Raw genomic sequence first — 22,084 nt, 5'->3', positions numbered from 1 at the left:
TTGGACTCATGAATATTTTAGTGTAGCAGATAAAGACGAACTGTATTAAAAAGCAAGCAAAAATCGGATTATTTTTTAAATTGGTTATTTTATTCAATATGTTCTTTGAATTTATTGTGATAATCATCTTGAAATTTGACACCTGATTTAACGACGGCAAAAGTTTGCCTAAGCAGCTTGTTGATAACAGCAACTTTAGCTACCTTGTATGGCTTTCCTTTTGATCGGAGTCTATTGAAAAGTTCTTTACATTCTTTATTGAATCGTATAGCTGCTCTTGTAGCATTGAAAAGAACTGTCCTAATTTGAGCTGGACCAGCTTTTGAAATGCGTCCTTTTCGATACACAGAAGAACCCGATTGATGAGTCAAAGGCACGGTGCTTACAAACTTAACCAATTGTTTAGAATTTGTAAATAATTCAAAGCCATTAGTATATGTGTATAGTAATTGGGCTGATTTTTCGCCAATACCCTTAACAGAACAGGCAAGTTCTTTGAATTTATCGAAACCAATGTCAGTCAAGGCATCCAATTCTTGTTTGATTTTTCGAATATTGTCTTGTATCGTATTCAATACGTCTTGAAAAGCTTCTAAGACAACATCTGGTGTGTAAAGACACTGCATAAGGCTATGAATTTGATTTTTAGTCTGTCGTTCCTGCTTTTCAAAGGCATTAAGAGCCATTTGCATTTTTTTCTCTTTTGAATATCCTCATTAGGCATTTGAAAATCAGGCAAATCAAGTGTCTTTCCAGCTATTGCTAAAGCTCTTGCTGCTTGCTTATCATCTTTTGCAGTAATGCCTAAGACTTTCATAAAAGCACTGCTTTTTTGTGGATTAATCAATTTAATAGAGCAGTTGGATTTGTCTAAAGAATGAAGCAACTTATCACTGTAAGTGCCAGTAGGTTCTAAAACAAAAGTAATATGTTGTTCATCAAAACCTTGTAAGAATACCTCTATGGATTTCATTGTATTTTCGATTTGATAATCAACCCAGTGGTTATCTTCTTGATAAGCAATGTCTAAAGTCTTGTTACTTACATCTATACCGATAATTAGAGAATTCATAAAGTAATAAATTGAATGTTAAACTAATAATGATGAAATATATCCTATGAAATCTGCGTCGTGACTCAGGCTTTATGCCTACTGAACTGTCCGATTTTTATGGGATATAAAGAACGAGGGGCTAACGTCTAATACGGTCTCTAAGGACTACTTTTGAATCAGTTTACCCTCGTTCTTAATTTTAATCAATATATTATTTTTTATTACAACTTTTGTACTTTTTCCTCTTGGGCCAATGTACGACTTTTGTAGCTTCCTTTTGACAGCATACTGATTTTCCAACATTCCATATCTTTAAGAATAAACTACAAAAGTCTCATTCCACTAAAATCTTCGATGAACCTTAATTTATTTGCGTTAACTTTGAGCAAAAAGTAAATGTTTACATTCAAAATACCACATCTCATGAGAAAAATTGGCCTATTCCTATTTATTTGTTTGATTACGTCAGGATTTTATGCTTGCCAGCAAGAAGGCGGAGCGACTAAAGAAGCAGTAGCACCCATCACTTCAGCGGAGTACAACTATTTAACAGAAACTTACGCAAAAAACGATGCTGCTGCAATGGAAAATAATTTGGAGAAAAAGGAAGTCTATAATAAAGACATCAAATCCAGTTTTCACAGCGAAGATGCCAACTATGTTTTTACAGCTTACGATATCAATCGAAAAGGAGAAAATGCACCCATCGCTATTCTGATAAAAATGGATGTTGATCGCCTGTTTTCAACTTTGGGAGATTATACCCGCAAGCAAGAAAAAATCTATTTGTGTATTCCTTCTGGCAAAGCGGATGCGGCTTTACATACGAAGTACAACGAGGAGGTCGAAAAAATGGGCTTCAAGGATTACGAGATTTATTTGAGTAATTTGAGTAAGTTATTAGCGGAGTTATATTTATAGATTAGTCTTTTCTCCCCCACCACCAAGCCAAACTCAATCCTGCTACCATGTGCCAAATGCCCCACCATGCCGCAACGATTGCCATGCCGCCTAAACCGCCAAAAAAATTGAAAATCAGCACCAAACCCAAACCCGAATTTTGAATGCCCGTTTCGATAGAAATGGTTTTGGCATCTTGATGCGATAGCTTCACACTTTTCGCCAAAGTATATCCACTTACAAGTGCAAGACCATTGTGAACCAACACGATTCCTGCAATGAGGTGGATGTACCCCAAGAAAAATTCAAGATTGCTGGCAAAGGCAATAACTACAAAAGCTGCAAAAAAGACGATGGATAGTAGGCGAATTGGGCGACTGATTTTTGCAGTCCATTGAGGAAAATAATGGGCAAAACACATTCCGATTATCAAAGGTACTCCCAAAAGCATCAAAACGGTTTGCAGCATTTCACCAAAACTGAGGTGAATGACTGTCAATAATTCCGCTGTTTCTGGAACTTTACTGCTCCAAAAAGCAAAATTGAAGGGTGTGAGAAAAGTGGCTAAAATGGTTACAAATGCCGTCATACCAACCGATAACGCCACATTTCCTTTGGCGAGCAAGGCGATGAAATTGGAGATGTTTCCGCCAGGGCAAGCAGCTACCATAATCATTCCGAGTGCAATGCTCGGTTGTGGCTTCAAAAGTAAAATGAGCAGAAAGGTCAATAAAGGGAGGAGGAGTAATTGGGAAACCAAGCCTGTAATCAATGCTTTGGGTTGTTGGAACAAAGTCCTGAAATGCTCCACCTTCAATGTCAAAGCGACTCCAAACATGATGAATCCCAAGCAAATATTTAGGAGGAAAAGGCTCTCGGGAGAAAAGTTGAGATGGATTTGGTCTAAAGAATTTGTCAAAATTGAAAGTGAAAATTTTAGTACTGTAATTATTTAAGCAATCCATTTCACTAAAGCAAACACGCCAATATTAATGCCTATCAACAACCAAACAAGCGTCAAGTCAGGCTTCAATAGTTCGTCTTCAATGTATTGGTCGGCATCATGAGCAAGGCGCATGGCCACTGCTTCTGAGTTTTCGGGTGTAATCTCCACATCTACATTCATTTTCTCCAACACTTCAACAAAGGGTATTTTGTCCTTCAAAAAACCGATAATCCAACGCATCACAAAAGGCACATTATCAAGTTTTTCCAAAAAATTGCCCGCCAATTGTACTACACTTTTATCGCCTGTCTTTTTTTTCTCTACAAATGACAACATCCTGTCTGATATGTACTTATAAAAAGTTTCTTTGTTTTTGACATAGACATAATAAATCGCACTTTGAAGGCTTTGTTTGTAGCTCAAAAAAATGTATGCTATCGGAAAAAGAACCAAAAACGAAACGCCAATGGCAAAAGCCAAAAAACAATGGCTTATTAATTCTTGAAAATATGCAATCATTCCTCCTTGCTGACTTTGCTGCAAATCACACATATCAGGCAACATAAAAAACAAGACCCAATTGATGACCACACCAAGGAAAGTAAAAAAAATGATGCGACTCACCACTTTCCATGTAATTCCCACACCGAATCGAATGATAGAAGTTAATGCCATACCAAAAATGATGAATTTTGAGTTTTAAGAATTTTGAATGAGAAATAACCCAATGCAAGTTATAACTTTGCAGCTCATTTTCAAATTAAGATTTTTTATTTTCACTTTCATTTTAATTTTCATTTCTGAATATGATACTGATTGACGACAAAATTTTGAGTGATGATATTGTAGAAGAACATTTTGTATGCAATCTAAATGCCTGCAAAGGAGTATGCTGTGTATTGGGAGAAGGAGGTGCGCCTTTAGAGGACGATGAACTGGGCATTATTGATGATATTTACGATGATGTAGAACCCTATTTAACTGAAGAGGGAAAAGCTGCCATTGAGAAACAGGGGAGGTATATTCATACCGAGACGAATGAGTATAGTCAGTTTGAATTACCCTTGGTGAAGGAAGGTGGAGCCTGTGCCTATTTGACTTTCAATGAATTGGGAATTGCCATTTGTGGTATTCAAAAGGCATACTTAGCAGGAGATATTGATTGGGTTAAACCCATTTCTTGCCATTTGTATCCGATTAGGGTGAACCAACACGAAGATTTTACGGCAGTGAATTACAGTCGCTGGGACATTTGCAGTCCTGCTTGTCAGAATGGCAAACAATTGAAGGTGAAACTCTACGAATTTTTGAAAGAACCTTTGATTCGCAAATTTGGTAACGAATTTTACGAGCGATTGGAAGGGATTGAAAAGGAATGGAAGGCATAAAGCGCCAATTAAATACATTTCTGTTGAAGCATAAAGACTTTTGAAGTTTTCTTTTGAGAAAATACTGGTTTTCAAATATTCCATCTCTTTCAGAATAAACTTCAAAAGTCTAAATCGGGATATTGTTTTATCGGCAATCTAATGTTAATTTACCCCCAATTTTTCCTTCAATTTGGAAGCATCTTTTATATCTGCAACCGTATAAGCACTACCTGTCCATACTTTTCCTACCAATTCGTTGTTGCTGGCATATTGACCATCAGGGGTAGTTGTTTCAGATTTATTGTAAATCAACAAGTCTAAAAAACCATCTTTGTTGGCATCTGTAATCCATGTTTGGATTTTGCTGTATGTATTAGTAGTAGTCAATACGCTACTAATTAATTCTTTGCCAACTATTTTTTTGTTGGCTTGGTCATAGACATACAGATAGATGTTGTTGTCGTTGTGAAACGCCCCTTTACCAGTTCGCATCATATAAGCGGTATAAGTAGGGTTGATATCAAAACTACCTATGCCGAAATATTGAAAGGTTTTGTCTGCATTATTTTCAAAAAATGCCAAAATAGCAGGAGAAAGTTTTTCGCCTTCTAACATCGTATTCACAAAACTGTTGCTGATCGTTGGATCGTAAGCTTCTACTTTGAAAATATGGAAGTTCATTTTTTCAAAAACTTGGTTAACCGTACCCACACTAGCCGCTGCTATAGGAGCAGGTTGGGTGTAACTGTTATCCGACACATTCTGAATAGGCGCATTTTGTTGATTGGTATTCAATATTTTAGAGCGTTCTACTTTTCTCAGGCCTGCTGTATTATAACCTTGCGCTTGCACTTTTTTGAGGGTTAATTCTGCCAATGCAAGATCGTCAAATACTCCTATATAAATTCTTTCTCCACCATCCACTTTTTGGCGAAACAGTTCGCCCATACTGCGGATTGCTGCTGTATTGTGCAAAAGATTGACGGATTCGAATGCCCCCAATTCCACCAAAAAAACTTCATTCTTAGATTTATCTAACTCATTGTTAGAGATAGGTTGTATGGTAGTGTTTATAGAAGGTACTTCAGGGTTGTAAGTTTCTATTGATGATACAACTTCCTCTGCTTTGTAAGTTGTATAAAAAGCATCTTTGTAGCCTTTGGCTTGAACAATTGCCAAAGCAGTTTTTGCAGATGCTTCATCATAAAGATCCTTTATAAGTACTCGATGAATGTCGTTATTGCTTTTTTCGATAGTAATGGCATGACCTACATTGTTGAAATTGTCCAGTTGAATCAGTTGCGGATTTTTATAGGCAGCTAATTGGATTTGGTAGCGGGTTTCTACTTTCGGTGTGTTTGTTGAATTAGTACTTATTTGAGCTACAAGTATATTATTCATACAAAAGATAAACAATATCACCGATAATGTTATTTTTATTAATTGACTCGTGTAGTATCTCATATTATTGGTTTTATTGGGGTTTGTTTTATAAAATAATTAGGAGAACGTCAGGGGCTACACACATCATTCTCCAAAGTTAACATTCACCATACGAATAAACGCTTTGGTGTATCCAAGTGTTTTGAGTCGTTTTAGAGCTTGTTCTGCGGCATTTTGGGTTCGGTATTTACCAACTGCTACTTTGGTTAATTCATTTGATTTTTCGAGATAAATGTTCCCAACATTGGCGATGTCTAAAAAATTGGTGAAATCTATGTTGCTATACACAGCTACTTGTATTATATACGCTTCATCTGCATTTTTGTTGGCAGAGTTTGTTAAATCTCCCGACTCGGCAGGAGTATTAAAGGTAGTAGGATTCAATAGTTTTCGAGACTTGAATGGCACTACCACCTTGTCTTCAAACACATAAGCATCCTTATACCCCGCATTTTGGATGAGTTGCAATGTTTTATTGGATTCTTCCTTTGTGGCATAATCGCCAATGATGATTCTCCACAAACCACTTTTGGTTTCTTCTCTATAGACAGAGCCAATATTGTAGAACTGTTCAAAGTTGTTCCACTCAGGATAACGATAAGCTCCAATCTGTACTTTGTAGATAGTTTGAGCCGTTTTGGTTGTTACCTCATTTTTTGTTTGGGGGGAGTAATTCTCTTTTGTTTGAGCATGTGCTAGTGTCTGAACCAACAGACCCATTAGCATAGTCATCACTACTAATTGAAGCGTTTTATTCATCTTATTAGGTTTATGTTATTGCCTCAATATAAAGTATTTTTTTGAGTTGCCAAAAAAATATTTTAAACGCACAAAATTTAGTTGATAGTCACTGCAATAACTTCTGTATCATCATCTGATACTTCACCTCCTCCACAAGGTTGTCCATTCAAATGAACAATTAGAAAATAATTCCCACTTGCCTGATTAACAGGAATATCAATCTGATCAAATGTCAATCGTACATTGTCACCAGTTCTATTCGTTTGGCTATTGTCTAAGAAAGCAACCAATTGAGTATCTCCTCCAAAATTTTGATCATTTGACAAATACCACTGTACCATACTTTGTAACTGCAAATTGTCTAAACCAATAGTTTCTTTAAAACTGACTTCACCTGTCAATGTTGTTCCTGCATCAAAATTGGTGTCAGACACATCTGTATTTGTGATATTGGTAGAGCAGGTATTCAATACTTCCGTTTCACAAGCATTGAAGGTCAATAAAATACCCAATAAGAAAATGCCAAGGATTTTGATAGAAAATAATGGATAATGATGGTTGTTGTTCATATATCTAATCTATTTTTTTAAGTGAAAAAAAAATTACTTTGAAGGTCATCAATTGTTTTTGAATCTTAGTTAAGACCTCCACAAAATTAGGACGTTTAAAGGTAAACTTTTTTTTAGAAATCATTAATTAGGTTTTTTTTGTAATGGTTGTTGGGAATTTCTTAGTAATTTTTCATACATTTAGCAAGAAAAATCCAAAAGAAAACACAAATAATATCTCACTTTTTTAAAAAACCTTAACTTACACATTATGAAGGCATTTGACACAAACAAAATCAAGAATGTTGTCTTGCTTGGACATCAAGGCTCTGGTAAAACGACTTTAGCAGAAGCCATGTTGTTTGAAGCAGGCGAAACAACGAGACGAGGAACCGTAGAAGGTCAGAATACGGTTTCTGATTACCATGAGATTGAGCAGAAAAGGGGCAATAGTATGTTTGCTACTTTGTTGCACTTGAATTGGAAGGAGGACAAAGTCAATATTATTGATACTCCGGGTTTCGACGATTTTATTGGAGAAGTAATTTCGTCTTTGCGTGTGGCAGATTTGGGGGTGATGGTGTTGAATGCTCAAAATGGTGTGGAAGTGGGAACTGAGATTATATGGGAATATATCCAAAAATTTCTAACACCTACTGTATTTGTAATCAATCAACTTGACAATGACAAAGCAAATTTTGATGATACGGTAGAACAAGCAAAATCAAGATTTGGCAACAATGTAACAGTTGTGCAGTTTCCTTACAATTCAGGAACAGACTTCAATGGCATTGTGGATGTGCTAAAAATGGTGATGTACCAATTTCCTGATGATGGGGGAAGGCCCGAAAAAGTAGAAATCCCTGCTGAGGTAAGAGGCAGAGCGGAAGATTTGCACAATGAATTGATTGAAGCCATTGCAGTGAACGATGAAAGCTTGATGGAACTTTATTTTGAACAAGGTGAATTGACGGAGAATGAGATGGCTAAGGGCTTAAAAAAAGCCATTGTTCAACAAGATATCTTTCCTTTGTTCTGTTGTTCTGCAAAACAGAATATGGGGAGTGGGCGTGTGTTGGGTTTTATTGCAGATCACGGCCCTGCACCTCACGAAGTTCCTGCTATCAAAACCATTGAAGGAGAAAAATTGGTTTGTGATGCGAGTGGTGAACCTGTTGTGTTTGTATATAAAACAGCACATGAACAAAACTTGGGCAATTTATCTTTTTTTAAAGTCTATTCGGGAACACTCACTTCTGGAACAGACTTGATCAATACTGCAAATAGTTCGCATGAGCGTATCAATCAAATTTATACGCTAAATGGTAAGCAAAGAGTGAACTTGAATGAAATGAAGGCAGGCGATATTGGGGTAACAGTGAAATTGAAGAATACAGGCTCTAATACGACTTTGTCTCCTAAACATCACGAGGTTGTTATTGAACCAATTGTGTTTCCTTCTCCACGTATTCGGGTAGCTATTGATGCTGAGAACAAAGCGGATATGGAAAAATTAGCCCAAATTCTCCATCAATTGCATGGAGAAGACCCTACACTTCAAATTGAGTTTTCAAAAGAATTGAAGCAAACGTTGATAAGTGGCCAAGGAGAATTGCACCTTCAATTGACCAAATGGCGCATCAATGAACAGAACGGCAAGTTGGCATTTGATTATGTTAGACCCAAAATAGAGTTCAGAGAAACCATTACCAAGTCAACCAATTCGGTCTATCGCCACAAAAAACAATCAGGTGGCGCAGGGCAATTTGGAGAAGTACACATGTTGATAGAACCATATTATGAAGGAATGCCTGCTCCTAAAGATTTGAATGTGCGGAATACAGATGAAATTGACCTTCCTTGGGGCGGAAAATTGGTTGTCAACAACTGTGTGGTTGGAGGAGCAATTGATGCCAAATACATGAATGCGATTACGAAGGGGATTCAGGAAAAAATGGAAGATGGTCCTTTGACGGGTTCTTATGTGCGGGATGTGCGGGTGAGTGTCTATGACGGAAAGATGCACGCTGTGGACTCCAATGATATGTCTTTCAAATTGGCGGCTTCTCAAGCGTTTAAAAATGGTTTTCAAGATGCGAACCCTCAATTGATGGAGCCTGTATGTGATGTGGAAGTCATGGTAACGGAAGAGGGAATGGGCGATGTGATGGGTGATTTACAAACCCGAAGAGCCATGATTATGGGTATGGAGGCAGCTGGACACTACCAAATTATCAAGGCAAAAGTACCTTTAATGGAGTTGTACAAATATTCTTCCACCCTTCGCTCGCTTTCGCAGGGTAGGGCCAAACATAGACAAGCGTTTGCGGAGTATGCAGCTGTTCCTCGTGACATTCAAGACCGATTGATTGCTGAACACAAATCTTCAACAGACGAGGAGTAGAGGATTGAAGTTCAAACCTTAAAAGACAAATGGCGAAATAGATGAATTCTATTTCGCCATTTTCAGTAGTAAAATTTGCTAGAGTTTCTTAACCTCTTGTTCACTCAATCCTGTAACTTGAGAGATAATAGCACTATCCATTCCTCTTTCATATTTTTTGCTACTTGTTCAAGTCCTTTTTTTATTCTTATTTCTTCACCTTTCCTTATTCCTATTTCCTCGCCTTCTTTCAACCCTTCTTCTTTGGAAGTATCTACTACATTTTTGAGATCTCGGTAATATTTCAAACTGATTTGATAAGCTTCTCGTTCGGCGGGTGTAAATTTTGCAATTTCAGCTGCCTCAAACAATCTTTCAAAAATTCTTTCTTGTAAGGCTTTAGGCCGTTTTTGTAGTTCTGCTAAATGTCGAAAAACAAATACCCATTTATCAAATCTACTAACCAATTCTTTTTCTGTTTTTTTAAATTTTGGAAGCTCTAAATAAATGAATTTCAGTTTATCGTAAAAAACTGTACCGTCTTGATTCTTCAATTCTACAAAGTGAAGCAAATTATCATCTTCAGTATGGTCGTCAAAAATAAAATCCAATATACTAATGGTGTAAACAGCCGCCAATTTAAAATTCCAATCACCCCTCTTAGCTTGTTCTTGAACAGGAAAAGTAGCATAATAAATGCTTCTATCTTTGAAGTAAGTCTGCTTGGCTTTTTGTACTTCAACAATGAATTTTTCACCTGTAATACTATCACAATAAATATCAAAAATAGCTTTTCTGTCCAAAAGAGTTTCACCAAGATGTTCATTCTTGGTATAAGTGAGATTTTTAATGGTGTGCTTAGGAGGTAAAAACAAATTTAAAAAATCTATTAACAAATCTTTATTTGGTTCGCTTCCAAAAAGTTTTTTAAAACCAAAATCAGTTAGAGGATTGATATATTTATCTGGTATATTGCTTGTCATTTTGATAGGTTCATTTGCTACAATGTAAGATATAAAATTACCTCAGTTTAACAATACCTTTCAAAGATATGTTTCTTAGGAATAGGTCAACCATTTACCAATCTCTCTAAATGTCACCTTCTTACCACGCATCAAAATGCCTACCTTGTATATTTTTGCAGCTAACCAAACGGCAAACAATGCGGCCGCAATCATCAAGACTCCCGAAATAAGCAATTGCCAAATCGGAGGCATCCCAAACGCCAAACGTGCGGGCATGATAATAGGGGCAGAAAACGGAATGATAGAAGCCCATACTGCAATGCTGCTGTTGGGGGAATCCAACATTCCCGACAAAATGATGATGGAGATAATAATGGGAATCGCAATCGGAAAGGTCAATGTTTGAGCATCGCTTTCATCGTTGATAGCCGAAGCCAAACCTGCATACAAAGCAGCATAAAACACATACCCTGTAATGAAATAAAACAAAAATCCGATAATAATCAAACCTATAGGTAAGGTAGCAAACTGCATTTGCAGCGTTTCAATCATTTCCATAGCCGCATCCATATCTTGTGGGCTTGCACCCCCGACTTGATTGGGATTGATAGAATCACCTACCAAAAAAGCCATTACAAAATTGATAATCACCAACAACACAATCCAAATAGCATATTGCGTCAACCCAACAGCCCCAACCCCCAATATCTTACCCATCATCAACTTAAAAGGCTTAACCGATGAAAGAATAATTTCAACAATGCGATTCGTTTTCTCCTCCATCACACTCCGCATAATCATCGCACCATACATAAAAATAACAATGTACATCAAAAAACCCATCCCAAAACCAACTATCGCCGCCATTCCCGAACTCGCTACCGTTTCACCCGTAGCACTTTGATCACCAACGTTTACCCGAGTCTTTTGGATATTATTATAAGTTTTGTTGTCCAAACCTTCCATTTCCAAACGCCTCTTAATGAGTTGGTCACTCAATTCATCTTCAATGTAGTCCTTGATTTTCATTCCCAACGATTTGTCAGAAATATATTTCACCCCATTCGGATTGTCAATATTGATTTTAGGAATATAAAGAATCCCATTGTATCCATCCTCTATGTAGCTTTCCTTCAATTCCTCCAAAGGCGTATTCACCGCTTTGAAACGAATCATTCCCGAATCAGAATCCGCCAAGGTAAAAATATTACTCTCGTCTTTTACCAAAATGCGGGCATCTTCCGAACTCCACAAGATAATTCCTATCTGGAAACCAAACATGGCGATAATGCCCAGAGGTACCAACAAAGTGACAATAATAAAAGACTTCTTCCGAACTTTTGTTAGGTATTCACGCTTGAAAATCAGGAATATTTTATTCATTCTTTTTGGATTGAGTTAATATATTGAAAGGTGAATATTGTTTTATATTGGGTTTGAAGGTCCCGTTTGTGGTTTATTCAAAAACGGATACACTGCAATTGAAGCAATAATAATCAACGCACCAATGTAAAAACCCAAGTGCATTCGCTCCGAATCTCCAAAAATCCAATACGCCAGAATAATGGCATAAACAGGCTCCATATTGATTGCCAAAGCAACGGTATAAGCCGACAATCGCTCTAACAAATAATTCATCGCTATAAAAGCATAAGTTGTACAAAGTAACGCCAATATCAATACATAGAAAATATCCATTGCAGGAATATTCATTGGCAACACGCTGATACTCTGAGTAAAGGTAAAATAAAGGGCAATAAACACAAATCCTGACATCATTTCATACATCGAAACAATACCTGCATCGTACTTGCGAACCAAGTGTTTGTTCATCACACCAAACAGTGCCGCCAAAAACGCAGAAGTCAAAGCCAAAGCAATGCCCCACAAATATTGAAGCGCAAACTGGGTGATGATGTACAAACCAATGATAATGACCAATCCCAAAACTACCTCGCTTACCGCAATACGCTTTTTATCAAAAATTGGTTCCAAGAAGCTCGTAAATAAGGTCGCACTCGCCATACATCCCAAAGCCACAGACACATTTGAAGCTTTGATAGCTCCAAAAAAAGTAATCCAATGCACTGCAACAATGATGCCTACGCCAAATATTTGCGCCAAAACCATTCTCGGCAAACGCAGCCTTTTCTTGGTCAATACCGCAAAACCAAACATACCAATTGCGGCCAACAACATCCGGTAAAATACCAAATCGGCAGCGGGAAGCGTAATCAGTTTACCCAGTATACCTGTAAAACCAAAAATTAGGACAATAAAATGAAGGTGTAAATGGTCTTTCATTGTGGAAAGATAAGTAGAAAAATCAAAATCAGCATATAGGCTACTTTGAAATAATATTACAGGATTTTTCGAAAAAAAGAAAACAATTTTTTTTCGAGATTACACAAAATCACAATCGCCTCAAAATCCATTGATAGTAAATCCTCCATCTACTGCAATACACTGCCCTGTGATATAACTCGCCGCAGGCATACACAAAAACGCCACCGTTGAAGCCACTTCAATCGGTTCTCCAATTCGCTTCAATGGCGTTCGGTAAATCACCTCCTCCAAATAATCAGGCTTTCCCAAAACCCCTTCTACCAAAGGCGTGCGAATGTACCACGGTGCAACCGTATTGACACGAATCCAATCAGCCGCCCATTCCACCGCCAAGTTTTTGGTAAGATGAATCATCGCCGCTTTCGTCATACCGTAAATGACCCCACTTTTGATGCTCATCATTCCCGCCACCGAAGAAATATTCACCACACTCGCCTGATTGCCTACCTTCAATAAAGGATAAGTCATTTTGCAGAGTTCATACACCGAATCCAAATTGGTCTGCATAATATGCCTATATTCCGAATCATCATAATCCTGAATCCGTTTGCGAATATTCGTTCCCACATTGTTCACCAAGATATCCAAGCCGTTCCACTCCCTTTTCACTGCTGTAATAAGAGCTTGCCTATCTTCCTGTTTACTCATATCTGCTGCAAAGCCTGACACCTCAAAACCTTCTTGTCGCCATTTTTCAACCTGCAATCCTACTTGTTCTCCATTTCGGGCCGTAATAAACACCCTTGCACCCAATTGCAGCATTTCTTCCGCAATCGCCAAACCAATTCCCTTTGTTCCTCCTGTCACCAAAGCCCTCTGCCCTGTAAGTTTCCAATTTTTCATTTGCTATAACATTTGAAGATTATGCACCCGAAAGTACAAATTTTGCAACACCTGTTTCCTCCATTTCGTTTATATTTGCAGCAATTGCATGAAAATTATCTCTATCATATTAGCTATGTTCATTTTGGGGCTAACCATTCGCCCTTCCTCCAATGGTTTCTGTTGTATGACCTTACAACAAGAAAACCATCAGGAAACGAACCCTCATGCTCATTGCAGCCAAACAAATCATACCGACAATAAGAATGATTCCAACACAAAACACGATTGCAATTCCTCTTGCAGTTGTATTTGTTGTAATATTCATATTACCATCCATCAACAAATATTCATAAACATTTCACCCAGAATTCTTTACAACCTCTCTCCCACTTCTCATTTTACTTTTCAATACTCCTTTGAGTATTTTCGTCCGATATGGCAACCGCCACAAATTGGTTGATTTTTTCTTAGACCCTACATTTCGATAATTTTTTTTTATAATAAAATGAAAATCAAATTATTAAGAAATTATTTTTATCTCAATTGATAGATTTTTAATTATTATTAAATTTGATTTTCAATGCTCTGTGAAATATGACCGAAACGTAGGTTAGACACAATGCGAAAAAAAAAGAGAAATGAAAACCTCTTTTATCTTTTTTTCTATGGTTCAGCAACACAAAAACTTTTGTCTTCTTTGTGCCTTTTGTGGTTCAAAACACATTATCAACCAATTAAAAACATCAAAATGAAATCAATATATCTATGGCTATTAGCCATTTCAACATTCCTTCTTTACTTCAATTTATCAGCCCAACCAAAAGACAACTCTCTCACTATGGAAGTCAACGGAGTTTGTGGAATGTGTAAAAAACGCATAGAAGATGCTGCTATTCACACCAAAGGCGTAAAAACGGCTGATTGGAATGTATCAACCAAACAGCTACAAGTTTCCTTCCATCCCAAAAACTTCAACGAAGACCAACTTCACCAAAACCTTGCATCCGTAGGACACGACACCGAGAAAGTGAAAGCAAGCGATGAAGTCTATAACAACCTGCATGGATGTTGTAAATACCGTTCAGAAGCCGTCATTGAATCCCATAAGGAGGAAGCATCAAATAGCAACAATTCAACTATCCACATAGAATTAGGAGAACTCAAAGGAAAAGTCTATGCCGCAGACGAAAACGAAAATTTGCAACCCTTATACAGTGCCAATGTGTATTGGGCGAATACCATCATCGGTACAACGACCGACGAAAATGGACAGTTTTACCTACCTAAAACTTCCGAAACCAACTGGTTAGTAGTCAGTTTTGTGGGCTTAGGAAGCGATACACTCAACATGGAAGGTTTGTCCAACGTGCAAATAGAACTGGAAAACAGTCTCACATTGGAGGAAATTGAAGTAGCTTACCGCAAGAAAACAACCGAAGTTTCGTTCCTCAATCCCATCAAAACCCAACAAATCGGGGAAGGAGAATTGTTGAAAGCTGCTTGCTGCAATCTGTCCGAAAGTTTTGAAACCAATCCTTCGGTAGATGTGAGTTTTACGGATGCAGTCACAGGCACACGACAGATTCAAATGTTGGGTTTGGCAGGCCCTTATGTCCAAATTGGGCGGGAAAACATGCCCAATATTCGAGGTTTGGCGGCTTTGTATGGTTTTACTTATACGCCAGGGCATTGGATTGAGGGTATCCAGCTCAACAAAGGCACAGGCTCGGTCGTCAATGGCTTTGAAAGCATTGCAGGACAAATAAATGTGGAACTCAAAAAGCCCCAAAACAGCGAAAAAGTGTATTTGAATCTATACGCCAATGAAGGCGGACGTTTGGAGGCAAATGCCAATTTTAGTCACCGTTTGAGCGACAAATGGCAGACAGGTCTTTTGTTGCACGGCAAATACCAACAAGCAAAATTCGATAAAAATGAGGATGGTTTTTTGGACAATCCAACTGGCAATCAATTCATTGCTATCAATCGCTGGAAATTTACGGGCAAGAATGGTTTGGAAGGGCAATTTGGCGTAAAAGCAACTTTGGTGGACAATACGAGTGGACAGGAAATTTTTGACGGTGGGAATAAGCGGATTGGAATTGGGTTGTGGCGTGCAAATATTGAAACAAACCGCTTTGAAGGATGGCTCAAAATGGGTAAGGTTTTTCCGAAAAAACCTTTTTCCAGTTTTGGTTCTCAGTTTTCTGTTGTTCACCACGACCAAAAAGCCTATTTTGGTTTGAGAAACTACGATGCTACACAAAAATCACTGTATGCCAACTTGATTTACCAAAGTATTTTTGACAATACCAACCACCAATTCAAAACAGGGGTGAGTTTTCAGTACGACAAATTTGATGAAAATGTGGAATCTACTCAATATGAACGCAACGAAGCTGTGCCGGGTGCTTATTTTGAATACACCTATACCCAAAGTGAAAAATTCAGCGCAGTAGTGGGACTTAGAGGCGATTACCACAACAACTACGGCTTTTTCGCTACTCCTCGTATGCACTTGCGGTATGCGCCTACTGAAAAAACGGTTTTGCGGGCTTCAATGGGTCGTGGACAAAAAACAGCCAATATTTTTGCAGAAAACATCGGCGTTTTTGCCTCCAATCGCAGCATCATTATTGACCATCAAAACACAGATTTACCCTATGGTTTGGATGCAGAAGTGGCTTGGAATTTTGGTTTGAATTTGACGCAAGAAATTACTCTTGGCGAAAAAACAGCAAGTTTGGGTCTGGATTATTACCGCACCCATTTTGTGAATCAAATCATTGCAGATTACGAACAAAGTCCCCAAGAATTGCATCTTTACAACCTCGATGGAAAATCTTACTCCAACAGTTTGCAGGCACAAGTGGACATGGAAATTCTACCGAGATTGGATGTGCGCTTGGCGTATCGCCTGAATGATGTAAAAATGACCTTCGATGGTAATTTATTACAGAAACCATTAACTTCCAAACATCGGGCGTTCATCAATTTGGGCTACCACACTGAAAGCGAATGGAAGTTTGACTTCACGCTCAATTGGCAAGGTGAAAAACGGATTCCTTCAACGGTAAGCAACCCTGAACCTTATCGCTTGGAAACCTATTCACCCGCTTTTTTTACGGCCAATACGCAAGTCACCAAAAGTTGGGCAGAGCGTTTTGAAGTCTATGTAGGAGCAGAGAATTTGTTCCATTTCCGACAAGAAAACCCCATTATCGCAAGTAGCGACCCTTTCGGAGAATATTTTGATAGCTCTTTGGTTTGGGGACCTATTTTTGGAAGGATGGTGTATGGGGGATTGAGGTATAGATTGAAGTAAAACAAAGACTGTGGAACACACTTAATATTCAACGTTCTTTTTTAGACACTACTGCAAAAAAAGTATTTATGACCGCAGATACATTGAGTTTGGTCAAGTCTAAATTTGGAAAGGAGTGGATTAAACCAAAAAATGATTAACAATACAAAAGCCAAGTTTCTTTATTCTACGAAACTTGGCTTTTTTTATGATATTCAACCGAAAGAGAAAATTTACGCCCCTTCGTTTTGTCTTTAATTAGACTATGCCTGACGGCTTTTTCTGGCATCAATAAAACTCTTGATGAAATAAACCAAAGCCACAATAGTCGAAAGTATCATCACCCCTACTCTTACTATTGCCATCGCATCATCTCTATCCATTGCCCCCATCAGTGGTTTCACCAGGCCAAAGAGAATTAATAAGGTAAGCAACACTGCAAGGTGAGCAATAATTTTGTTTTCCTTTTTTACACCACTATTCATAGCTACGAGTATAACGCCAAATATTACAGGAATCAAAGCCGTTGGGGAAGGAGTGGCAGAACCAAAATAACCCCAAGCACCCAGTACAATCAACAAAACGGCATTTATCAAACTTGCTGTATGAGCTTTCATTATTTATATTTTTTGAGTTTTGAAAAAGTAATAATACGAAATTGATGAAATAGTTTGGCCTAATAAAGCAATATTTTTTCAGAAATACAGGATGCCTTCGAAACTATCTGGTATTTTGTTTAGCTTGCAATTGCATTTACATGACAATAAAAGAATGTATCTTCAAATATGTCTAACAACCTAACAAACTTCAAAGCAGCTGCCGAAAAAAAGGCCTTCGACTCCAAACACCGCAAAACCATACAATTTAATATGGGAAAATATGCAGCAACAGTCGAAAAAGGCAAAGCGCAATATACTCATTTAGAAGCGGCTCGCAAATGGGCAAAAAATACGAAGTGGGAAGCGATTGAAAACTTAGGGGAAAATTTAGAACAGTTTGAACGTCAATTTACCAAAAGAGGCGGCAAGGTGATTTGGGCTGAAACGACCGAACAGGCATTGGCTGCCATTGAAGAAATCGTGAAATCCAAAAATGCCAAGTTGGTGGTCAAATCGAAGTCTATGGCAACCGAAGAAATCGAATTAAACGAACATTTGGAAAAGCTGGGCATTGAAGTAGCAGAAACGGATTTAGGGGAATACATTGTACAACTGGCAGGAGAAAAACCCTACCACATCGTCACTCCTGCAATGCACAAATCCAAAGAAGACGTTGCCAAACTTTTCCACGAAAAACTCAATACTCCTCTCGATGCAACACCTTCTCAACTCACCATGGTAGCCCGTGAAAAATTAAGGCAGAAATATATGGATGCAGATATTGGCATCACAGGAGCCAACTTTATTGTGGCAGATATTGGAGCAATTTCTATCACCGAAAACGAAGGAAATGCCAGAATGACCACCGCTTTTCCAAAAGTGCATATCGCCATTGTAGGTTTAGAAAAAGTAATTCCTTCCTTCAATGACCTATCGGATTATCTCCCTTTGCTTGCTACTTTTGGGACGGGTCAAAAAATCAGCGTTTACAACACCCTATTTCTCGGCCCCCGTCAACCGAACGAAACGGACGGCCCGGAGGAAATGTACGTAATTTTGCTCGACAACAATCGCACAAAATTGTTGGCTGACATCGAAAAAAGAGAAGCACTCTACTGTATTCGCTGCGGTGCTTGCCTCAATGCTTGTCCTGTTTACAAAACAATCGGAGGGCATACTTATGGTACAACTTATAGTGGTCCAATTGGTTCGGTGATTACGCCACACCTGAAAGGACAAAAAGATTTTGGTCATTTGAGTCAGGCCTCCTCGCTCTGCGGGAATTGCTCAGAAGCTTGTGCGGTAAATATCAATCTACACAATTTATTACTCTATAATCGACGGGATGCGATAGAGCAAGAATTTGCGGCTCAGACAGAAACTTTCATTTGGTCTATCTGGTCGAAAACGATGTTGGACAGAAAAATGATGAATCGAGGTGGAGCTTTTGCGAAGAACTTTCTTTTTCGTTTGGCTTTCGGCAATAGTTGGGGTGATAGGCGGCTATTGCCAAAGGTGGCGAAACAGTCTTTTAATGAATGGTGGTTGTCGGAGGAAAAAAATAAAAAATAATTGGCTTTTTTTTTCAAAAACTTGTGTGTTTATTAGAAAACGTTCTATATTTGCACACGCTAACGGAAACGTTGGCAAACGACTATAATTCTAGTTCGGTTTGGTAGTTCAGCTGGTTAGAATGCCTGCCTGTCACGCAGGAGGTCGCGGGTTCGAATCCCGTCCAGACCGCTTAGATGCGGTTCATAACCCTTGTAAATGAATAATTTGCAAGGGTTTTTTTATTCAACTAATTGAATCGACAGGCAACTCGTTAGAATATCAGTCCCAAATCATTGGGAAGGTCGCAGGTATAGTCCAGTCCACTTAGAATCGTTTCAACCCCTTAACAATCATTGATTTTCAACAAATTTTCTGTCGAATTAATGACATTGTTATACCCTTAAAAACCTACTTTCCCGCCAAGTCAAAAGAACATTTTTTTCTATACTGGCTATACTTCAAATTATAAATTCAAACCTAAACCTCAATAATTAATTCCCACAATTGCAACTTTTTTTCTTAGAATGATGTTGGTTTGACCAACTAAACATTGCTATATTGGCATTGTTTAGTTACCATCCAGTATGAAATAGAATCAATGTATGTCAGATAATTCAGAATCAAAAGTACGGGTAGACAAATGGTTGTGGGCAGTACGGGTATTCAAAACCCGCACCTTAGCAAGCGATGCGTGCAAAGCAGGCCGTGTAAAAATTGAAGGAAAAAGTGTAAAATCTTCCAGAATGGTGCAAGTTGGAGATACCATCTCCTCCCAAAAAGGACAAGAAAAGAAAGTATTGAAGGTAGTCAAATTGATTGAAAAAAGGGTCAGTGCAAAACTTGCAGTCGAATGTTACGAAGACTTTTCTCCTCCTCCTATTCCCCGTACTCCAAGTGAGCTGCAAAAATCAGCTTTTTGGGAATATCCTGCGGGGACTCGTGAAAGAGGAACAGGGCGACCAACCAAAAAGGAGCGGCGGGTATTGGATGATTTTTACGATGATTTTGACGAAGAAGATGCAGATTAATCCATTCTAAGGAACTTTAGCCGTGCCATTATTCGTTGTTTGGTGGGTGAATACAAATTTCACTCTTTTCATTAACCCATTAAAACCAACAATAATGCCGTCAAACATCCTCCAATTTTCTGCACACTTAGACAATGCCTACTTTTTTCAAGGTAGCAACAAGCGTGAAATTTACCTCTATGCGACCCTCAAAGCAGGGAAAGCACCGACTGCTCAAGAACGAGTTCCATTGAACATTTCTTTAGTCGTTGATAGAAGCGGTTCTATGGAAGGCGATAAGCTCAACTATGTCAAAAAAGCCGTCGATTTTGTGATTGACAACCTCAATTCCAACGATTACCTTTCTATCGTTCAATATGACAATGAAGTAGATGTGGTCAGCGCATCCACTCTCGTGACCGACAAAGCCAATCTACACCGAAAAGTCACCACCATTAAAGCCAGAGGCATGACCAATCTAAGTGGTGGCATGTTGGAAGGTTATAATCAGGTCAAAAACACCCAACAATCGGGCTTTGTAAACCGAACACTTTTACTCTCCAATGGACTTGCCAATCAAGGCATTACCGAACCTGATCGATTGCAGCAAATCGCTCAAAAGAAATTTAGAGATCAGGGAATCGCCCTTTCCACTTTTGGCGTTGGGGCAGACTTCAACGAATTGCTGATGACACAACTTTCTGAATTTGGCGGTGCAAATTATTATTTTATCGAAAAACCCGACCAAATTCCTCAAATTTTCGCCAAAGAATTGGAAGGTTTGTTGTCGGTTGTTGCCCAAAACACCAAACTTACGCTTCAATTTCCGAACAGTCATTTTCGTCCTAAAAAAGTGTATGGCTATCCTGCAATGATTGGACAATCAGATATTACCGTCAATTTCAACGATGTTTTTGCAGAAGAAGAAAAGGCCATTCTCATTGCTTTTGACGTTTTACAGCCCATTGAGGCTCCTTATCATTTCCAATTGCAGTTGGGTTATGAAGATGTGGTAGAAAAATTGGAAACCATTGAAGAACAATTGTCTTTAACCCTTCAAATAACAGAGAATCAAGAAACTTACCAAACAGGAGTTCATTCCCTTGCCCTTCAAAACGTAGCCTTATTTGTAGCCAATGATTTGTATGAGCAGTGCATGGAAGCCGTTGACAAACAACAATACGATGAAGCCAAATCCCTTTTGCAGCAGGCCAAAACTTATTTGGAGGCCTACATGAACCTCTATGCCTCCGAAGAATTGCAGCGACAATATGAGCAGATTTTGGCATACGAACAAAAATTGGAAACCCTCAAAGAGATGCCTAAAACGGATTTTATGATGGTTCAAAAGATGTCGAGAGGATCAAATTATATGTCAAGAAAGAAACGGTAAACAACCTAAATCCTCTATCATTTGTTTACACATAAATTACCGTTTATGTTCAACAAATCAAGCATACAAAGCCTTATACAACAATCCCTTAGTCCGAAATTCAAAACGGCAGGGTTCACCTATATAGATAATCCAAAATACCTACAATTCAAAAAAGAATTTCAGGGCGGTTTTCAAGACTGTATATTCACAATTCTGGAAAACGAACAAACTTTTTGGATTGAATTAAGCGTAGGGGTACGAATAGATATAGTCGAAAAACTCGCCAATCAATTCACCCTTACACTCAAAGACTATCATGAAGAATCACATACCATACTCAGTACCTACGGACGAATAATGGGGCAACCTTATTTTCGATTCAAAGTGGAGAATCAAGCAGAGTTGGTAGAGGCTTGTAAAAAAATACAAGATTTTTTGAAGGAAATTGCTTTCGATTTTATGGAGGACAATTCACAAATTTCTGCGATTGACAAACTCATCAACCGCTATCCCGAAAAACCTTCTCGGTTTATCTTCAATGAGTCGCATCGTTGTATCAAAGGAGTCATCATCGCACAAATGGCTCATAATCCGCAGCTTCCTACATTGATTCAAGCCTATCATATTGTACTACAAAGACATTCCTTACGGGACAAAATGATGCCTCAATATGAGAAATTGGTGGAATATTTGAGTGCTTTTTCGGTGAATTGAATTGGTATCT

At 38.3% G+C, this 22,084-nt stretch carries 21 protein-coding genes and 1 tRNA gene; 10 read left to right on the top strand and 12 right to left on the bottom strand.

What is annotated here, in order from left to right; all coding sequences use genetic code 11:
* Nucleotides 1-89: 89 nt before the first annotated feature.
* Together R3E32_29530 and R3E32_29525 are read right to left on the bottom strand one after the other, a co-directional pair.
* Nucleotides 90-686: a transposase gene (locus tag R3E32_29530; GenBank protein MEZ4888904.1), complete on the bottom strand. Its 597-nt coding sequence runs from the start codon at nucleotides 684-686 to the stop codon at nucleotides 90-92.
* Nucleotides 593-1,072, bottom strand: a complete 480-nt coding sequence (locus R3E32_29525; protein ID MEZ4888903.1) for a transposase — start codon at nucleotides 1,070-1,072, stop codon at nucleotides 593-595. The genes R3E32_29530 and R3E32_29525 overlap by 94 nt, the downstream gene beginning before the upstream one ends.
* A gap of 405 nt (nucleotides 1,073-1,477) precedes the next feature.
* Here R3E32_29525 and R3E32_29520 point away from each other — a divergent pair, with 405 nt between their 5' ends.
* On the top strand, nucleotides 1,478-1,975 hold the full coding sequence (locus R3E32_29520; protein MEZ4888902.1) for a hypothetical protein: 498 nt from the start codon (nucleotides 1,478-1,480) through the stop codon (nucleotides 1,973-1,975).
* A gap of 1 nt (nucleotide 1,976) precedes the next feature.
* Here R3E32_29520 and R3E32_29515 read toward each other — a convergent pair whose 3' ends face one another.
* Nucleotides 1,977-2,873: a bile acid:sodium symporter family protein gene (locus R3E32_29515; GenBank protein ID MEZ4888901.1), complete on the bottom strand. Its 897-nt coding sequence runs from the start codon at nucleotides 2,871-2,873 to the stop codon at nucleotides 1,977-1,979.
* Nucleotides 2,874-2,906: 33 nt separating this feature from the next.
* On the bottom strand, nucleotides 2,907-3,575 hold the full coding sequence (locus R3E32_29510; GenBank protein MEZ4888900.1) for a hypothetical protein: 669 nt from the start codon (nucleotides 3,573-3,575) through the stop codon (nucleotides 2,907-2,909).
* A 131-nt stretch (nucleotides 3,576-3,706) separates the two neighbouring features.
* Between R3E32_29510 and R3E32_29505 the strand changes: the two genes are divergently transcribed.
* Entirely contained in the window at nucleotides 3,707-4,288 is a 582-nt protein-coding gene (locus R3E32_29505) for a DUF3109 family protein (GenBank protein ID MEZ4888899.1), read from the top strand.
* A 144-nt stretch (nucleotides 4,289-4,432) separates the two neighbouring features.
* On the opposite strand, the gene R3E32_29500 is transcribed toward R3E32_29505, so the two are convergent.
* From R3E32_29500 to R3E32_29490, 3 genes are all read right to left on the bottom strand, one after another.
* The gene (locus tag R3E32_29500; GenBank protein MEZ4888898.1) at nucleotides 4,433-5,671 is read right to left on the bottom strand and encodes a hypothetical protein; all 1,239 of its coding nucleotides are present in this window, start codon (nucleotides 5,669-5,671) and stop codon (nucleotides 4,433-4,435) included.
* A gap of 126 nt (nucleotides 5,672-5,797) precedes the next feature.
* A complete protein-coding gene (locus tag R3E32_29495; protein ID MEZ4888897.1) occupies nucleotides 5,798-6,472 on the bottom strand; it encodes an SPOR domain-containing protein in 675 nt (224 codons plus the stop codon).
* A gap of 77 nt (nucleotides 6,473-6,549) precedes the next feature.
* A complete protein-coding gene (locus tag R3E32_29490; GenBank protein MEZ4888896.1) occupies nucleotides 6,550-7,023 on the bottom strand; it encodes a hypothetical protein in 474 nt (157 codons plus the stop codon).
* 250 nt (nucleotides 7,024-7,273) lie between these two features.
* Here R3E32_29490 and R3E32_29485 point away from each other — a divergent pair, with 250 nt between their 5' ends.
* A complete protein-coding gene (locus R3E32_29485; GenBank protein ID MEZ4888895.1) occupies nucleotides 7,274-9,406 on the top strand; it encodes an elongation factor G in 2,133 nt (710 codons plus the stop codon).
* Between the two features lie 104 nt (nucleotides 9,407-9,510).
* Here the strand turns inward: R3E32_29485 and R3E32_29480 are convergent, their stop codons facing one another.
* From R3E32_29480 to R3E32_29465, 4 genes are all read right to left on the bottom strand, one after another.
* Complete coding sequence (locus tag R3E32_29480; GenBank protein MEZ4888894.1) at nucleotides 9,511-10,368, bottom strand: Rpn family recombination-promoting nuclease/putative transposase; 858 nt, start codon at nucleotides 10,366-10,368, stop codon at nucleotides 9,511-9,513.
* Nucleotides 10,369-10,443: 75 nt separating this feature from the next.
* Nucleotides 10,444-11,733, bottom strand: a complete 1,290-nt coding sequence (locus R3E32_29475) for an ABC transporter permease (protein ID MEZ4888893.1) — start codon at nucleotides 11,731-11,733, stop codon at nucleotides 10,444-10,446.
* Nucleotides 11,734-11,775: 42 nt separating this feature from the next.
* On the bottom strand, nucleotides 11,776-12,654 hold the full coding sequence (locus R3E32_29470) for a DMT family transporter (protein MEZ4888892.1): 879 nt from the start codon (nucleotides 12,652-12,654) through the stop codon (nucleotides 11,776-11,778).
* A 120-nt stretch (nucleotides 12,655-12,774) separates the two neighbouring features.
* Nucleotides 12,775-13,539, bottom strand: coding sequence for an SDR family oxidoreductase (locus R3E32_29465; GenBank protein MEZ4888891.1), 765 nt, complete (start codon nucleotides 13,537-13,539; stop codon nucleotides 12,775-12,777).
* An 88-nt stretch (nucleotides 13,540-13,627) separates the two neighbouring features.
* Between R3E32_29465 and R3E32_29460 the strand changes: the two genes are divergently transcribed.
* Both R3E32_29460 and R3E32_29455 read left to right on the top strand, forming a co-directional pair.
* Complete coding sequence (locus R3E32_29460) at nucleotides 13,628-13,981, top strand: hypothetical protein (protein MEZ4888890.1); 354 nt, start codon at nucleotides 13,628-13,630, stop codon at nucleotides 13,979-13,981.
* Nucleotides 13,982-14,269: 288 nt separating this feature from the next.
* Nucleotides 14,270-16,846: a TonB-dependent receptor gene (locus tag R3E32_29455; protein ID MEZ4888889.1), complete on the top strand. Its 2,577-nt coding sequence runs from the start codon at nucleotides 14,270-14,272 to the stop codon at nucleotides 16,844-16,846.
* Nucleotides 16,847-17,088: 242 nt separating this feature from the next.
* On the opposite strand, the gene R3E32_29450 is transcribed toward R3E32_29455, so the two are convergent.
* Nucleotides 17,089-17,442, bottom strand: a complete 354-nt coding sequence (locus R3E32_29450; GenBank protein MEZ4888888.1) for a hypothetical protein — start codon at nucleotides 17,440-17,442, stop codon at nucleotides 17,089-17,091.
* Between the two features lie 168 nt (nucleotides 17,443-17,610).
* Here R3E32_29450 and R3E32_29445 point away from each other — a divergent pair, with 168 nt between their 5' ends.
* From R3E32_29445 to R3E32_29425, 5 genes are all read left to right on the top strand, one after another.
* Nucleotides 17,611-18,996, top strand: coding sequence for a LutB/LldF family L-lactate oxidation iron-sulfur protein (locus R3E32_29445; protein MEZ4888887.1), 1,386 nt, complete (start codon nucleotides 17,611-17,613; stop codon nucleotides 18,994-18,996).
* A gap of 97 nt (nucleotides 18,997-19,093) precedes the next feature.
* Nucleotides 19,094-19,167 (top strand) — tRNA-Asp (locus tag R3E32_29440).
* A 413-nt stretch (nucleotides 19,168-19,580) separates the two neighbouring features.
* Nucleotides 19,581-20,006 (top strand): RNA-binding S4 domain-containing protein, encoded by a 426-nt coding sequence (locus tag R3E32_29435; GenBank protein ID MEZ4888886.1) that lies wholly within the window; start codon nucleotides 19,581-19,583, stop codon nucleotides 20,004-20,006.
* A 94-nt stretch (nucleotides 20,007-20,100) separates the two neighbouring features.
* Nucleotides 20,101-21,378, top strand: a complete 1,278-nt coding sequence (locus R3E32_29430; GenBank protein MEZ4888885.1) for a VWA domain-containing protein — start codon at nucleotides 20,101-20,103, stop codon at nucleotides 21,376-21,378.
* A gap of 45 nt (nucleotides 21,379-21,423) precedes the next feature.
* Nucleotides 21,424-22,074 carry a hypothetical protein gene (locus tag R3E32_29425; protein ID MEZ4888884.1) on the top strand — a complete coding sequence of 217 codons (651 nt, stop codon included), beginning with the start codon at nucleotides 21,424-21,426 and terminating at the stop codon, nucleotides 22,072-22,074.
* Nucleotides 22,075-22,084: the final 10 nt, after the last annotated feature.

The organism is Chitinophagales bacterium, from assembly GCA_041392475.1.
In the GTDB taxonomy this organism is placed as follows: domain Bacteria; phylum Bacteroidota; class Bacteroidia; order Chitinophagales; family UBA2359; genus JAUHXA01.
Note: the sequence above shows the minus strand (reverse complement) of the source record. Positions and strands in the feature narration are given on the sequence as shown.

Bases quoted from the DNA above. Each gene is read 5' to 3' on its own strand.
- R3E32_29530 (MEZ4888904.1), bottom strand. From the start codon at position 686: ATGGCTCTTAATGCCTTTGAAAAGCAGGAACGACAGACTAAAAATCAA.
- R3E32_29525 (MEZ4888903.1), bottom strand. From the start codon at position 1,072: ATGAATTCTCTAATTATCGGTATAGATGTAAGTAACAAGACTTTAGAC.
- R3E32_29520 (MEZ4888902.1), top strand. From the start codon at position 1,478: ATGAGAAAAATTGGCCTATTCCTATTTATTTGTTTGATTACGTCAGGA.
- R3E32_29510 (MEZ4888900.1), bottom strand. From the start codon at position 3,575: ATGGCATTAACTTCTATCATTCGATTCGGTGTGGGAATTACATGGAAA.
- R3E32_29505 (MEZ4888899.1), top strand. From the start codon at position 3,707: ATGATACTGATTGACGACAAAATTTTGAGTGATGATATTGTAGAAGAA.
- R3E32_29500 (MEZ4888898.1), bottom strand. From the start codon at position 5,671: ATGAATAATATACTTGTAGCTCAAATAAGTACTAATTCAACAAACACA.
- R3E32_29495 (MEZ4888897.1), bottom strand. From the start codon at position 6,472: ATGAATAAAACGCTTCAATTAGTAGTGATGACTATGCTAATGGGTCTG.
- R3E32_29490 (MEZ4888896.1), bottom strand. From the start codon at position 7,023: ATGAACAACAACCATCATTATCCATTATTTTCTATCAAAATCCTTGGC.
- R3E32_29485 (MEZ4888895.1), top strand. From the start codon at position 7,274: ATGAAGGCATTTGACACAAACAAAATCAAGAATGTTGTCTTGCTTGGA.
- R3E32_29480 (MEZ4888894.1), bottom strand. From the start codon at position 10,368: ATGACAAGCAATATACCAGATAAATATATCAATCCTCTAACTGATTTT.
- R3E32_29475 (MEZ4888893.1), bottom strand. From the start codon at position 11,733: ATGAATAAAATATTCCTGATTTTCAAGCGTGAATACCTAACAAAAGTT.
- R3E32_29470 (MEZ4888892.1), bottom strand. From the start codon at position 12,654: ATGAAAGACCATTTACACCTTCATTTTATTGTCCTAATTTTTGGTTTT.
- R3E32_29465 (MEZ4888891.1), bottom strand. From the start codon at position 13,539: ATGAAAAATTGGAAACTTACAGGGCAGAGGGCTTTGGTGACAGGAGGA.
- R3E32_29460 (MEZ4888890.1), top strand. From the start codon at position 13,628: ATGAAAATTATCTCTATCATATTAGCTATGTTCATTTTGGGGCTAACC.
- R3E32_29455 (MEZ4888889.1), top strand. From the start codon at position 14,270: ATGAAATCAATATATCTATGGCTATTAGCCATTTCAACATTCCTTCTT.
- R3E32_29450 (MEZ4888888.1), bottom strand. From the start codon at position 17,442: ATGAAAGCTCATACAGCAAGTTTGATAAATGCCGTTTTGTTGATTGTA.
- R3E32_29445 (MEZ4888887.1), top strand. From the start codon at position 17,611: ATGTCTAACAACCTAACAAACTTCAAAGCAGCTGCCGAAAAAAAGGCC.
- R3E32_29435 (MEZ4888886.1), top strand. From the start codon at position 19,581: ATGTCAGATAATTCAGAATCAAAAGTACGGGTAGACAAATGGTTGTGG.
- R3E32_29430 (MEZ4888885.1), top strand. From the start codon at position 20,101: ATGCCGTCAAACATCCTCCAATTTTCTGCACACTTAGACAATGCCTAC.
- R3E32_29425 (MEZ4888884.1), top strand. From the start codon at position 21,424: ATGTTCAACAAATCAAGCATACAAAGCCTTATACAACAATCCCTTAGT.